The 13908-nt window shown below is 40.6% G+C and carries 12 protein-coding genes; 10 read left to right on the top strand and 2 right to left on the bottom strand.

The genetic code is table 11. The features are described from left to right. Positions 1 to 9: 9 nt before the first annotated feature. From ACGHEH_RS03075 to tyrA, 6 genes are all read left to right on the top strand, one after another. Entirely contained in the window at positions 10 to 2127 is a 2118-nt protein-coding gene (locus ACGHEH_RS03075; protein WP_390441739.1) for a TonB-dependent hemoglobin/transferrin/lactoferrin family receptor, read from the top strand. Between the two features lie 232 nt (positions 2128 to 2359). Beyond that, the gene (gene rpsP, locus ACGHEH_RS03070) at positions 2360 to 2608 is read left to right on the top strand and encodes a 30S ribosomal protein S16 (protein WP_130255275.1); all 249 of its coding nucleotides are present in this window, start codon (positions 2360 to 2362) and stop codon (positions 2606 to 2608) included. A 17-nt stretch (positions 2609 to 2625) separates the two neighbouring features. Beyond that, positions 2626 to 3159 (top strand): ribosome maturation factor RimM, encoded by a 534-nt coding sequence (gene rimM, locus ACGHEH_RS03065; protein WP_058030694.1) that lies wholly within the window; start codon positions 2626 to 2628, stop codon positions 3157 to 3159. Then, positions 3160 to 3927: a tRNA (guanosine(37)-N1)-methyltransferase TrmD gene (gene trmD / locus ACGHEH_RS03060; RefSeq protein WP_349285651.1), complete on the top strand. Its 768-nt coding sequence runs from the start codon at positions 3160 to 3162 to the stop codon at positions 3925 to 3927. Between the two features lie 33 nt (positions 3928 to 3960). Beyond that, positions 3961 to 4320 carry a 50S ribosomal protein L19 gene (gene rplS / locus ACGHEH_RS03055; protein WP_058030692.1) on the top strand — a complete coding sequence of 120 codons (360 nt, stop codon included), beginning with the start codon at positions 3961 to 3963 and terminating at the stop codon, positions 4318 to 4320. A gap of 360 nt (positions 4321 to 4680) precedes the next feature. Further along, on the top strand, positions 4681 to 5817 hold the full coding sequence (gene tyrA, locus ACGHEH_RS03050) for a bifunctional chorismate mutase/prephenate dehydrogenase (protein ID WP_390441736.1): 1137 nt from the start codon (positions 4681 to 4683) through the stop codon (positions 5815 to 5817). 110 nt (positions 5818 to 5927) lie between these two features. On the opposite strand, the gene ACGHEH_RS03045 is transcribed toward tyrA, so the two are convergent. Beyond that, positions 5928 to 7079, bottom strand: a complete 1152-nt coding sequence (locus ACGHEH_RS03045) for a chorismate mutase (protein WP_390441734.1) — start codon at positions 7077 to 7079, stop codon at positions 5928 to 5930. A gap of 346 nt (positions 7080 to 7425) precedes the next feature. Between ACGHEH_RS03045 and ACGHEH_RS03040 the strand changes: the two genes are divergently transcribed. Continuing rightward, on the top strand, positions 7426 to 10386 hold the full coding sequence (locus ACGHEH_RS03040; RefSeq protein ID WP_390441732.1) for an EAL domain-containing protein: 2961 nt from the start codon (positions 7426 to 7428) through the stop codon (positions 10384 to 10386). A 15-nt stretch (positions 10387 to 10401) separates the two neighbouring features. Here ACGHEH_RS03040 and yciH read toward each other — a convergent pair whose 3' ends face one another. Next, a complete protein-coding gene (yciH, locus tag ACGHEH_RS03035; protein ID WP_138482621.1) occupies positions 10402 to 10731 on the bottom strand; it encodes a stress response translation initiation inhibitor YciH in 330 nt (109 codons plus the stop codon). A gap of 201 nt (positions 10732 to 10932) precedes the next feature. On the opposite strand from yciH, the gene ACGHEH_RS03030 reads away from it, so the two are divergent. The 3 genes from ACGHEH_RS03030 to ACGHEH_RS03020 all read left to right on the top strand — a co-directional run bounded on the left by ACGHEH_RS03030 (position 10933) and on the right by ACGHEH_RS03020 (position 13828). Beyond that, entirely contained in the window at positions 10933 to 11238 is a 306-nt protein-coding gene (locus ACGHEH_RS03030; protein WP_058030687.1) for an STAS domain-containing protein, read from the top strand. Between the two features lie 18 nt (positions 11239 to 11256). Beyond that, positions 11257 to 12921 carry a SpoIIE family protein phosphatase gene (locus tag ACGHEH_RS03025; protein WP_390441730.1) on the top strand — a complete coding sequence of 555 codons (1665 nt, stop codon included), beginning with the start codon at positions 11257 to 11259 and terminating at the stop codon, positions 12919 to 12921. Between the two features lie 238 nt (positions 12922 to 13159). After that, entirely contained in the window at positions 13160 to 13828 is a 669-nt protein-coding gene (locus tag ACGHEH_RS03020; RefSeq protein WP_390441728.1) for a GAF domain-containing protein, read from the top strand. Positions 13829 to 13908 lie beyond the last annotated feature (80 nt).

The following is a 13908-nucleotide window of genomic DNA, read 5'->3' as shown; positions in this document are numbered from 1 at the left end:
GGTAAAAAAATGTTTAAGAAGACACCCATTTCGATCAGTATTACTGCAGCTGTATTAACTGCATCATGTTCGTTTATTACTGCGGCTGAAGAAGCTCAGTTTGAAAAGCAAAGTGAAGTTATTGTTGTGTCAGGCTCTCGAATTGAGCAAAAACTGGTTGATGTTGCGGGCTCAGTGAATGTCGTTACTGAACAAGAAATTGAACGTGAGTTGGCAGTGGACTTAAATACCGCATTTAAGTATCAAACAGGGATTACAACATCGGGCTCTACAGGTGAAGCTCAAGCGCTCAATATTCGAGGTATCGGCGGAAACCGTGTGGTATATATCAAAGATGGCCGTCGTGTAAACGATGCTTATATAGGTGGAGCTGGCTTACTTATTGGTCGTGGATACTTTGATATCGATAATGTTCAACAAATTGAAGTTGCCAAAGGTGCCGCGTCCTCTTTGTATGGTTCTGATGCGCTTGGCGGTATTGTTGTTATCTCAACCAAAGACCCATCAGATTATTTGGCGAATGACACCGCATATGCGCAATTAGGGTTGGGTTATTATGGCGTTAATTCTGAAAAGAGTTTTTCAGCTACGTATGCTCAGAAAGTAGGTGAGATGAATGCGACATCAATTCAATTAACGAGAAGAGATGGTAGAGAAGCGCAAAACTACCAAGAAAATCTGCCAGGCTTTGATTACACCTCGAATGCTGTATTGATCAAATCAGAATTTGATATTTCAGACAAAGAGCGTTTATTGGCAACGGTTGACTTTTTTGACCAAGAAACAAAGCAAGTTATAGCAGCCACAATTAATGAGACAACGGATCAGAATGAAAGCCTATCTGTGTCTTTAGCATTTGATAGCGCGAGTGCGACTGCTTTTTACGATAATTTAAAGGCACAAGTCTATTACACCAACTTTGAGCAGAAGAGCGACCAACTACGCGCAAATGACGGTAGTCGCAGTAGAACTGGTCCTTACACTGATTACAATGACTATCGATTCGAGCAGTCTATTTTGGGAGCTCGAGTTGTACTGGATAAAAACTTAGAAGTAGCAGGGTTAAACCACCAATTCGTTTATGGTTTCGATTACGATAGTTATGATACAGCTAGGCCACGATATAAAACACGACTTGATGCGCAAGGGAACAAACTACTTGATAAAGAAGGGCAGAAAACCTTTCCTGGTGCAGATACAAGTATGCTCGGGATATTTGTTCAGGACAATATAACGCTTATACCTGATTCTTTAGACCTTAATGCTGGTATTCGTGTAGATAGATATGACATGACGCCGAAAAAAGATGCCTTGTATGAGGGGGCTGAGTTTTCTGATATTACTGAAACGGCGTTATCACCAAAACTTGGTTTAGTTTATTCTTTTTCTGACAATCTTAACCTTGTTGCACAATACGCTCGAGGCTTTAAAATTCCACCACATGACCTTGCATATCAAAGCCATGGTGTTGAACCGTTTTACCAGATTTTACCAAATTCAGAACTAAACCCTGAAACCAGTGACAGTGTTGAGTTTGGCGTTAAAGGTGATTTTGAGTCACATGGTTTTACTATTACCTTGTTCAATACAAAATTCGAGGACTTCATAGGCAATAAAGTTGTGCGTGTGGAGCCAAGTACCATTCCAAACATGCCACCAAAAACGTATTACCAGTATCAAAATATCAGTGAGGTCGAAATAAAAGGGCTTGAGACAACTTATACAGTGTGGGTTAACGATAATGTCTCATTTGATACAGGCCTTACTTTTATAAATGGTAAAGATAAAGAAACCAATGAGTACTTAAATTCAATTAGTCCGCTAAATGGCTTTGTGAAAGCCCGCTATGAACAAGGCGATTGGTCAGTCACAGGAGCGTTTAAGTTTGCCAAGCGTATGACAAAGGTACCAAATAACGACATGGTTCAAACATCAGGGTGGGGGACTGTTGATTTATTTGCTGATTATGACTTTGGTGGAGTGAAGTTGAATGCCGGCATATTCAATTTATTTGATAAAGCATACACCCCTTATGAAAGTGTTGCAGGTCAAGCTGCAGACGCTGATTTAACACAATTTACGCAGCCAGGAAGAAACTTTGCTCTCAATGCAAAAATGACATTTTAAGGCTACTCTTCGTCACTAGATTTAAAAAACGGATGTGAGTTCTTACATCCGTTTTTGTTCGTATGACAAATTTATTAAGCTTTTCAACTACCAAGCAATTACAGGGAAGGTGCCTAAGAGAATAAAATCCAAAACAAACTTGCATTGTTGGAAAAAACTCGTACAATTCCCCAGCTTCCCAAATTGGGAAGCAAATCTTATTAATGAAAACAGTCAACTAATTGAGGACGGTATGGTAACTATTCGTTTGCAACGTGGCGGCGCTAAAAAGCGTCCATTCTATCAAATCGTGGTTGCGGATAGCCGTTTCTCACGTGACGGTCGTTTCATCGAGAAAGTAGGTTTCTTTAACCCAATCGCTGCGGGTCAAGAAGAGAAATTACGTTTAGATTTATCTCGTGTTGATCACTGGGTAGGTCAAGGCGCATCTCTTTCAGATCGCGTAGCTAAGTTAGTTAAAGACGCTCGTAAAGCGGCTTAATAGGCGTAAGTGTAACCATGAGTCAAGAAAACACCTCGATTATTGTAGTAGGTAAGCTTGGTGCCCCTTATGGTATTAAGGGCTGGCTTAAGGTGCATTCATTTACTGATGATCCCCAAGGGATCTTCGAATTCAGCCCATGGTTGATAGGGCAACAAGGTAAATGGCAATCTCTTGAAGTGAGTGACTGGCGTCGCCACAACAAGGGCTTTATCGCCAAGTTTGCGCAAGTAAACGACCGAGACGAAGCAATGGCTTTGACCAATGTGGAAATCTCAGTTGATTCAGCGCAGCTTCCTGAACTCCCTGAAGGTGAGTTCTATTGGCGAGATCTTATCGGCATGTCTGTTGTAACTGATAAAGGTTATAACTTAGGCACAGTCGATGACTTGATGGAGACTGGTTCAAACGACGTTTTAGTTGTGAAAGCAAATAAAAAAGATGCGTTTGGCCAATCAGAACGATTAATTCCGTTCTTAACTGATTCAGTTATCAAGGGTGTTAATCATGAAGAAAAAGTAATTACTGTAGACTGGGATCCAGGCTTTTAAATGAGCCAGCAAAAACCATTATGGGTCGGTGTTATTTCACTGTTTCCCGAAATGTTTGATGCGATTACCCAGCAAGGCGTAACGGGACGCGCTGTTAAAAACGGTTTAATCGAGTTTAACAGTTGGAATCCACGAGACTATGCAACTGATAAGCATAGAACCGTAGATGACAGACCTTATGGTGGCGGTCCGGGCATGTTGATGATGGTTAACCCATTAAAACAAGCTATTCTTGATGCCAAAGCGGCAGCAGGAGAAAGCGCTAAAGTAATTTATATGTCCCCTCAAGGGCGAAAACTAGATCAGCAAGGTGCAGCTGAATTAGCTGCATCAGAAAAACTGATATTAGTTGCGGGTCGTTATGAAGGTATTGATGAGCGGATCATCGAGTCTTATGTAGACGAAGAATGGTCCATCGGCGATTTTATTCTCAGTGGTGGTGAACTACCGGCCATGACACTAATCGACGCAGTTGCGCGTTTGGTGCCAGGTGTTTTAGGTCACAACCAATCAGCTGAGCAAGACTCCTTTTCGGATGGCTTGTTAGATTGTCCTCATTATACACGGCCAGAAACATTGGATGGTAAGCAGGTGCCTGCTGTATTACTCAGCGGAAACCATAAAGAGATAGCCAAATGGCGGCTAAAGCAGTCATTAGGCAGAACTTGGCTTAGACGTCCTGACTTGTTGCGTAACCTAGCTCTGACTGAGGAGCAAGCCATGTTACTTGCTGAATTTCAGCGAGAACATGAACAAGCTTGTGGCTAGAAGACAGTTACACCTAGGAATGTGAGAAATAAAATGGCAAAAGTAAACCAAAATATTATTAAAGAGCTTGAAGCTGAACAGCTTAAGCAAGACGTACCTGCGTTCGGCGCTGGTGATACAGTTGTTGTACAGGTACGCGTTAAAGAAGGTAACAAAGAGCGTCTACAGGCCTTTGAAGGTGTTGTTATCGCTAAGCGTAACCGTGGTCTACACTCAGCTTTCACAGTTCGTAAAATCTCGAGCGGTGAAGGTGTTGAGCGTGTATTCCAAACGCACAGCCCACTAGTAGATAGCATCACAGTTAAGCGTCGCGGTGCAGTTCGTCGCGCTAAGCTTTACTACCTACGTGAGCGTTCAGGTAAATCAGCACGTATTAAAGAAAAACTTAACTAATACGCGCGTTTTACTACGCTTTAAAAACAGGCCACTCTTTGAGTGGCCTGTTTTGGTTTATATGCCCAAAAAAACTATATCGCACTTTGTGATGTCATAGTCTTATACCAAGCCTCAATAATACTCAATCATTTCTAGGGACTAAAACTGACGCTAGCTTCGTTAAAAATTTCTTATTTAGAACAACTAAACTGCAAAATTTTCGCCTTGCTATCGACGAGTTTTCCTCGCCTCAAAATAGATCACTTAATTAAGAGGATTGGTATAAAATTAATTCATCCCTTCACTTTTATCTGTCATACCATCCTGTTAGACTAGTTGTAATTATTTATTTACTGGTGTTTATAAAAGTTTACAGTTATGACGGGTGAGCAAACATTAGCACAACTTCGAGCCGGCATTGATGAATGCGACAGTCAGCTCGTACAACTTCTTGCTAAACGCAACGCATTAACATCTCAAATCGGTGCTATCAAACAAGAGATAGGCGCACCTTTACACGCCCCTGATAGAGAAAGCATTTTGATCGAAGCAAGAAGACAGCAAGCTGAAGAGCACAGCGTAAACCCAGATCTAGTTGAAGATATGCTTAGGCGCATGATGCGTGAAGCATACGAAAATCAGCAAAGCAAGTTAGCCTGTAAAGCGCCTGAATTATCTCCTGTCGTGATTGTCGGTGGTGAAGGGGCGATGGGTCAGTTATTCGCTAAGCAGCTTACTCGCTCAGGGTATGAGATTCGTATTTTGGACCGAGCACAACAAGCCGATGCCGAAACAATATTAACTGGCGCTAAATTAGTGCTTGTGAGTGTGCCAATTAACGCCTTAGAAGAAGTGGTTTCGTCATTGCCAGCTTTACCTGATGACTGTGTCTTAGTTGATATTACCTCCGTTAAGCAAGCGCCTTTGAAAGTGCTTATGGATAGGCATACAGGTCCAGTTGTTGGTCTTCACCCAATGTTTGGCCCTGATATTTCTCATTGGGTAAAGCAAACTGTTGTGGTCTGTGAAGGGCGAATGTCTGAGGCATGTTCTGGTCTACTAGAACAGTTAAAAGTATGGGGTTGCCAGCTAGTCGAAATGGATGCGAAAAAGCATGACCAAGCCATGCAGATCATTCAGGTGATGCGTCACTTAACCACGTTCGTCTATGGCCAATTTTTGGCGAAACAGTGTCATACATTAGAGGAACTACGAAGCTGCTCTTCACCCATATACCAGCTTGAATTAATGATGGTCGGCAGGCTATTTGCTCAGTCCCCAGAGTTATATTCAGACATTATGTTAGCGCAATTTAATGATGTAGAAGGGTTATTAGCGAGTTACCAAGAAACCTTTGAATTGACATTGGATAAACTGAAAGCGGGTGACAAAGCGGCATTGATTGATTCGTTCTCAGAGGCAAAGCAATATTTTTCGGGCTGTGCAGAGCAGTTCTTAAAGCAAAGTCGTGGTTTGCTGAATAAAGCGAATGATGCCAAAGTGTTAGATTTATAATTCTACTTCTCTCTATCTCTCTATTAATTAAAAAACAGGATAAAACGAAGGTATTAAAAAGGCGCTTCATTCAGCGCCTTTTTGGATTTTACAGTTATCTAGATAGAGTTTTAAACTTCAACGGCTTGCATAGACTCACTTTGATAGCATCCTAAAATACGCACAAATTGAGTGTGATTTTTAAGCTCTTCTAGGGCGTTTTGCACATGCTTTTCTGCCGTATTAGCAAGTAAATCAACATAGAATACTTCTTCCCAAGGGTTGCCAGGCACAGGTCGTGATTCTAACTTCACCATATTGATGTTATGGGCTTTGAAGACCATTAGTGCATCGGCCAAAGAACCAACCTGCTGCTTGGTTGCCATAATTAGACTTGTTTTAGTTGGGATCTGAGTTGACACTTGTAATGCTTTGCGCGCCACAACAATAAAACGGCTGTGGTTTTCAGTTTGATTCGCAAGTCCAGCTTTGATGACTTCAAGGCCGACATTTTTACCTGCCTGCGCAGAACCAATGGCAGCGCCATTTGGTGTTTCTGATGCTTGCTTTAAGGCACTTGATGTCGAATCACATGTTTCATGCAATACATTATCTAACCCTTGAATAAAGCGGCTACATTGTGCAAATGGCTGAGGGTGAGCAAATACTTTTTGAATGTCACTTAACTCAGTGCCTGGCGCTGCTAATAAGCAGTGTTCAACAGAGTGAGTAACTTCACCGACTATGGTCACTTGGGCATGTTGTAATAAGTCGAATACTTCGTTGATACTGCCTGAGCTGGTATTCTCAATTGGTAAAAGACCATAATCTGCTTGACCTTTTTCAACATGCTGAGTGATTTGTTCAAAACTTTGACAGCCCATTTCAACTAACTTACCTGGGCGGCGGCTGAAGTATTTATGACAAGCAAGCTGGCTATAAGAGCCTTGTCCACCTAAATAAGCAACACGATGTGTGTCACTCAATGAATCAGGGTTTAGGCTCTTTTGTAATAATGCCTGTTGATTTAAAACCGAATCTTCCAAAATAGTTTGAAAAACACTGTTTACATAAAATGCATCAAGACCGAGTGACTTACCATAGTTAATCAGCTTTTCTAGCAAAGCTTGTTCTCGCTCTTCGTCGCGAACAGGTTTATTGTTCGCAATTTTATATTCCAAAACGCTATGGCTGATGCGACGGCGCTTTGCCAGTAACACCATTAAGTCTGAATCGATTTCATTTATATCTTTGCGTAAAGCATTTAAAGTATTTTCTGTCATAGGTCCTCATTCCCAGCGGCAAAAAAAAACCTCCCAGTTGGGAGGCTTATCTATTCGTAATCACGCGCAAACAGGTAAGCCTCTTCATCTAAAAAAGAAGCTAAAAAAGAAATAAGTTTTGCGAGTAATGAAATTTGTCATTGTTTAATTAAGAATTACTTAATAGATTGAGTACATTATTAACACAGGGGATAAGTGCATACAAGCACTACCTTAGTCTTTACCGGTATTTTTTTCTCATTTGTTGCGAGATTGTAGGCCCCTAACTTGGCGAAAAGGAAAACATTCTGATATATTGGGGAAACGATATCGATATAAAAATAACAATTTTAATAAGGGTTTAGCAGTGGTCAATCGTCGACCCCCTTCAAGGTTTGGTTTTAATTCTTTAAGCGTCAAACTATCGATTTTAATTTCGGCGGTGTGTTTGGTTGCGGGAATTTTTGCTGCTGCTTTCATGTTAAAGTCAGAAGAAAAGCAGCTTGTATTTGAAGAGTATGCAGATCTAAAGCGCTTTAGTACCCAAGTCATAAATCAATTCTCTAACTATCTTGAATTAAAAAAGAGTCTGTCTGAACAAACTGGTGCTGTTGTAACTAAACATCTTTTTTATGATGATCAGACCATTCAAAATCATTCACCATCTCCAATACAATATAAAGACGGCGCTTATCGAAGCACGGCATCGAATGGTTTAACGGCCGCCTATTTTGCAGGTGAATCTTTAGATGAAGTGCATAAGCAGTTTTTTGCTCGTTCAGAAGCGCTATGGGATATTATTGCGCCACCTTTATTACAAGACTTTTTTAACTTTTACATGGTGACGAACAATCAGTTTGTCAGGATATCTCCGCCCAATACGCTATTGAACGCAGCCCCTAAAAAAGGCTTGTTCGATGGTCAAACCATTGCCCAACTTAAACAAGAGCTAAACCCGACACGCGAAGCTGTTTGGTCAAAAGTGCACTACGACGATGTATGGAGTAAATGGGTCATCAGTATTCTTGTACCTCTTTACTTTGAAGAGGAATATCAAGGTTTCGTAGGGACAGATATTAGTATGGTGGACCTACTTAAGCACCTGCCAGTGCCAACTACGAATCAGGGATACTTAATTTTTGATGGTCAGGGCAATATTCTTGCTGCGCCAAATCTACAAAAAATCTTTAATACGGGCTCTGCTATCAGTCGCAATGAATTAACGCCAGCACTTGCAAAGGTTGTAGATGATACATTGAAGCTAAAGCTGCCAGACAGGCAGTCAGTTTTTGACTTAAAAGGTGAAACTCACCTTATTAATGTCACCCAACTTACAGAGTTAGGTTGGTATGTTGGCATTTACAAAAAGCGTGATTCAGCGCTTGCTGCATTAGAAGAGCTAAAAGTTAAATTCTTTGGTTTATTTGTTTTATATGCGATGTTCGTTGCTCTCTTATTGCATCAAGTGCTTTATAAACTGGTGCTACAGCGGATAAATAATACGGTCAGTGCAGTAAAAGATTTTGGTCGTGGTCAATGGGATATGCCGGCAATGCCTAATAATAATGATGAAATTGGCCTCCTAAATGCCACTTTCAATGATATGGGCAAAGAAATTAAAACCTTAGTAACGGGTTTAAACAATAAAATTACGGAAAAAGAAATAGCGCAAAAAGCGGCAGATAGATTGTCTAAAGCAGTTGAGTTCTCGGGTACTGCGGTAGTGATAACCAATGAGCATTTTCAAATCGAATACGTAAACCCAAAAATGCAAGAAATGACTGGCTACAATGAAGCACATTATGCCCGACAGCCTTTATTGAGCATTATTTCCAAAGAGATGTCGATACTAATTGAAGACATAGACCTTGATTTGCGAAGTCGAAATTATTGGCGTGGTGATACCATCCTGCAAGGGGTGACAAATGAACCTATTTGGGTGAGCTTAAGTATTTCTCCTATTCGTGATGAAAGCGGGCATATTTCGAGTTATGTGGCGTCAGCTCAGGATATCTCGTTTGTTAAAGAGAGCCAGCGCAAGATGGAAGAGTTGGCTTACTTTGATACGCTAACAGGCCTTGCCAACCGTACCTTCTTTAGAATGCAGTTGAAAAAGTCGATGGCATTAGCTGAACGTGGTCATTACGCATTTGCACTGTTCTACTTTGACTTAGATGAATTTAAACGAATTAACGATACGTTGGGTCATGACGCTGGCGATCGCTTACTAGTAGAAGTAGCCGATCGACTTAAAACCCGTCTAAGAGCTGAAGATACGATAGCACGATTAGGTGGTGATGAATTTGCCGTACTGTTAAGTGGCATTGAGAAACGAGATAATGCGATGGATGTTGCTCAGATGATCCAGCGCACACTGAACGTGCCAATTAAACTTGGCAATAATGAAGTGATTGTGAGTGCCAGTATTGGTATTACGCTTGCGCCTTTTGACAGTAAAGAAGAAGAGCAATTACTTAAACACGCTGATTTAGCCATGTATGAGGCCAAAGCAAAAGGGCGAAACACGTTCCATTTCTACTCTCAAGAGTTAGATGAAGCAGCAAACGAGCGCTTGTATATAGAAAATGAACTGCGCTCGGCTATTCGTGATAATCAATTCACTTTGCATTACCAACCACAGGTTGATTACCGTACTAATGAAGTGGTTGGTTATGAAGCGTTAATTCGTTGGGAGCACCCTGAAAGAGGGCCTATTCCACCGACTAAATTTATTCCAATAGCTGAAGCTACGGGTTTAATTGTTAAGCTGGGAGAGTGGGTACTCGAGGCCGCATGTCGCTTCTCGGTGAAGTTACAGCAGCAAGGCAAAGTTGGAAACATGTCAATTAACCTGTCTGCGAGACAGTTTAAAGATAGTAATATGAAACGCGTGTTGTCTGATGTATTAGCACGTACAAATATGCCACCTAAATTACTTCATCTTGAGCTGACTGAGAGTATGCTTATGGGAGATGTAGAAGCAGCAATTTCTCAATTACACCAAATTAAGGCCTTAGGGGTTTCTTTATCTATTGATGACTTTGGTACGGGTTATTCGTCTTTGAGTTATTTAAAACGCTTCCCAGTTGATATTCTTAAAGTAGATCGCTCATTTGTGAAAGATATTCCTGAAGACCCAAATGATATGGAAATTACTGCAGCTATTATCGCGATGGCCCAAAAGCTTAATCTTGAGGTTGTTGCTGAAGGGGTTGAAACGAAAGAGCAAGTAGATTTCTTAGCAAATAATAACTGTTATGTAGTACAAGGTTACTACTATAGCCCACCTATCCCAGAAGAGGCTGTTGAAGTCTTTAAAGTACAATAACAAAAGGGGGGGTTATTAGCCCCCCGCAATTTTGACCTTGAACTTCATCGCTTCTAGTATTTGTTTAAGCTTGTCTCGGTCATCTCCTTGTATTTCAATGACGCCTTCTTTTACTGCACCGCCTTGACCCATTTTACTTTTAAGTGTTTTGGCGAGTTTCTTTAAATCATGCTCAGACGGATCAATACCAACAACCAGCATGACGCCTTTCCCTTTACGGCCTTTGGTTTGCCTTTCAATGCGGACTGCCCCATCTTTAAATAGACGGACTTCAGGCTCATTGTTTTCGCTCTCAGGTTTAATACGGCCAAACTCAGTTGAATAAACAAGATTATTTTCAGACATTTTTCAGTGCTCTTTTGTTTCCATTCCTGAATAATAGCAGTTTCGTAGAGTGCATTGAACACATCTTGATAATGGTATGATTTTTATGCATTTAAATAAATTTTGATAATAAGTTTGATATTTTTTGGCGATTATTTCTAAACAAGTTATATTTAAGAACAACGGATGAATAACAAATTCGAACCATATTAGGAGGTTATAATGAGTTTGAGCAAGAGCGCTTCTGCCGATGGCAAAACGTTGACGATACAGATAAAGGGAAAGTTTGATTTCAATTTGGTTCAGTCTTTCCGTCAAGCGTATGCTGAGGTAGATGGGCAAACGGATAAGGTGATTATCGATTTGCGAGAAACTGATTATATGGATAGTTCTGCCCTTGGTATGCTTTTAAATATGAAGAAAACGTTGGGTGAATCTGTGTCGAGCATTACAATTAGTAACTGTCGTCCTCAGCTAAAGAAAATATTGCAAATCTCGCGTTTTGATAAAAAGTTTGATATCGACTGATTTAGATAAGATCCTACCTTGCGTATTTTAGTCGTTGATGACCAACCCTTAAACTGCACTTTGCTTAAAACCATGCTCGAGCAACAAAATTATCTGGTCGAGCTTGCAAACAATGGGCAGCAAGCGCTTGAAAAGCTGAACGAGCACTCTATTGATATCGTTTTGCTTGATGTCATGATGCCTGTAATGGATGGTTTTGAAACGGCACCTCTTATCAAGCACCAAGCTGGGGATGTTTACTTACCGATTATCTTTATTACTGCGCTTGAAGATCACCAAAGTTTTGAAAAATGTCTTGAGGTGGGTGGTGATGATTTTATCCACAAACCCTTCGATAAAATCATTCTTTCAGCCAAAATTAAAGCGCATGCAAGAACACGTCGTTTAAGCCAAGAAGCTAATAGGCAGAAGAAAGAGCTCGAATACCACTATAACCAAACTGAGCGTGAGCATGAAATTGTGGAGCACATTTTTAGTAATGCGCTTTCGCAGCAGAAAAACTTTCCAAACATTTGTGACTTCCATCTATCGCCAGCGTCTATGTTCAATGGCGACATGTTTTTAATGGCACAGAGTCCGCTCGGTGGTTTCTATTGTCTGCTTGGGGATTTTACTGGTCATGGTTTAGCTGCTGCAGTTGGGGCGTTACCAGCCTCTCGTATTTTCTATGCAATGGTGGCAAAAGGCATGGCGGTGAGCGACATCGCTTATGAATTAAATAATGCATTGGCAGAGTTATTGCCTGGTCATATGTTCTGTGCTGCAGCGATCATAGAGTTAAGTGAATCAGGGCGAAGTGTTTCAGCCTGGTTAGGTGGTATACCGGATATCTATTTAATAGATAAAAGCGGGGCGGTAATTAAAACCCTTGAGTCACAGCATATGGCATTGGGTATTCTAGAAGCTGATGAGTTCGAAAGGAATATTGTTCATTTTGAGGTTAATGACGCTCACCGGCTTGTTATGGCTACAGATGGCATTGTCGAGACAGAAAGTAAACAAGGTGAAATGTTTGGTGAAGAGCGTTTAAAAGCGACGCTTGCAAGCAGAACAAATATCGGCACCGAAGATATTATTTCTCAAGTACATCAGTTTTCTGGTCACAGTGAACAACAAGATGACTTGAGTATCGCAATTATAAACTGTGTTGCGAATCCGTTGGTTATCAATTCAGAAGTGAGTTACTCTCAGTTGCCATTTGACTTTCACGTTGTGCTAAACGCAGAACAAATGAAACGAAATGACCCCATTTTAGAGCTGGTAAACATGTTAAGTACGGTTGAAGGGGTTGATAATCACCGTTCAAATATTTTTCTACTGCTTTCTGAAGCCTATAACAACGCATTAGATCATGGGGTATTGGGGTTAGATTCAGAAATTAAAAATCAAGAAGATGGATTTTTTATTTTCTATCAAATGCGTGAAGAAGCATTGGCAAAGTTGCAAGCAGCTCGGATCGAAATAAGTGCAAATTACGAACCTCAGCATCAACACATTAGATTTACCATTACAGACTCTGGTACTGGTTTTCATGTAAAAGAAGATAGCACGGCTTCTTTGTGTCAAGAGCATGGTAGAGGGGTTGGCTTACTAAATGAAATAGCCCATTCGGTATCTTATAATGAAACTGGCAATTGTGTTGAGCTTATATACTCATTAAATAACAATCCTTATATTTCTTGATTGAGTATTTAGGCGCTGACTGAACGTCTTAATTAAGTGTATAAAACTTTTGCTTCGAAAAAGTCATATCTCAAAGTCAAATAAGCCCTAGCGCTATACCTATCTGCTAAAAAATTTTTATCCGGAATTATTTCTAACTTTCACTGGTCTTTAATGTTCTCAATGAATTGGCTTTGTACCTTTGCAAAGCTGATTTTGTGTGTTAAGTTTCGGGTATCTGGATGTTTGGATGGCTAAAATGATTACTTCTTATCTTTCACTTTCGGGCGTAACGACATCGCCTTCACTTGTTGAGCAAGCGCTAGCAGAATTAGATGCATTTCTAAATTCTGAACAAGGCACTTCGAATGCGGTTTGGTCTTATTTGATCCCTGAATTAGGGGAAGGCGGAAGCTGCAGTTTATTTGGTCAATTACAAGATGCACCTTTTGAGTTAGAAAGTTACATCAATAATAACCAAGAAAATAAAGTGTTATTGGAAAAGCTCAATGCGATTGTGCAATTCGTTGTTGATAAAACACAGGTGGATTGGTTTGGTATTTATGCAAATACCTTAACCCCTGAAGGAGAGCAGTTACTTAAACTGGCTTATCATGGCGCGCCAAGCCGTCCTTTGTTTCCGCTTACAGAGGATTTTGCAAAGATAAGTAATAACGTACAAGTTGCTTTATCTTCTAAAGGGCGAGTTGTGAATGATGTCGCTGAATACGTAGCGCAAGGTGGTGAGTATTATACCTGTGATCCTAAAGTACAATCTGAAGCATGTTTACCTATGTTTGATAACATTTCAGGCTGTACTGGTATCATCGATGCCGAGGCGTTCTCAACTGGCATTTTTGATGAACAGGTGTTGGCAGTTTTAGTTGCCGCCTGTATTAGAATTCCTCAGTATTTACCGCGTTCGTAGCACTCGAGTTCTTAAAATTTTATGTTACTATTAACGCAGTTTTAACCCCTGGTTATGCCTTGTAAATACTCTGCGCATTT

Source organism: Pseudoalteromonas sp. MTN2-4 (assembly GCF_042848605.1).
Taxonomy (GTDB): Bacteria; Pseudomonadota; Gammaproteobacteria; order Enterobacterales; family Alteromonadaceae; genus Pseudoalteromonas.
The sequence above is the reverse complement of the archived record's forward strand: the minus strand, read 5'-3'. Positions and strand labels throughout refer to the sequence as shown.

Excerpts from the sequence above, each read along its gene's own strand:
- yciH (WP_138482621.1), bottom strand. The coding sequence starts at position 10,731 with ATGTCTGAAAATAATCTTGTTTATTCAACTGAGTTTGGCCGTATTAAA.
- ACGHEH_RS03045 (WP_390441734.1), bottom strand. The coding sequence starts at position 7,079 with ATGACAGAAAATACTTTAAATGCTTTACGCAAAGATATAAATGAAATC.
- trmD (WP_349285651.1), top strand. The coding sequence starts at position 3,160 with ATGAGCCAGCAAAAACCATTATGGGTCGGTGTTATTTCACTGTTTCCC.
- tyrA (WP_390441736.1), top strand. The coding sequence starts at position 4,681 with ATGACGGGTGAGCAAACATTAGCACAACTTCGAGCCGGCATTGATGAA.
- rplS (WP_058030692.1), top strand. The coding sequence starts at position 3,961 with ATGGCAAAAGTAAACCAAAATATTATTAAAGAGCTTGAAGCTGAACAG.
- ACGHEH_RS03030 (WP_058030687.1), top strand. The coding sequence starts at position 10,933 with ATGAGTTTGAGCAAGAGCGCTTCTGCCGATGGCAAAACGTTGACGATA.
- rimM (WP_058030694.1), top strand. The coding sequence starts at position 2,626 with ATGAGTCAAGAAAACACCTCGATTATTGTAGTAGGTAAGCTTGGTGCC.
- ACGHEH_RS03075 (WP_390441739.1), top strand. The coding sequence starts at position 10 with ATGTTTAAGAAGACACCCATTTCGATCAGTATTACTGCAGCTGTATTA.
- rpsP (WP_130255275.1), top strand. The coding sequence starts at position 2,360 with ATGGTAACTATTCGTTTGCAACGTGGCGGCGCTAAAAAGCGTCCATTC.
- ACGHEH_RS03020 (WP_390441728.1), top strand. The coding sequence starts at position 13,160 with ATGATTACTTCTTATCTTTCACTTTCGGGCGTAACGACATCGCCTTCA.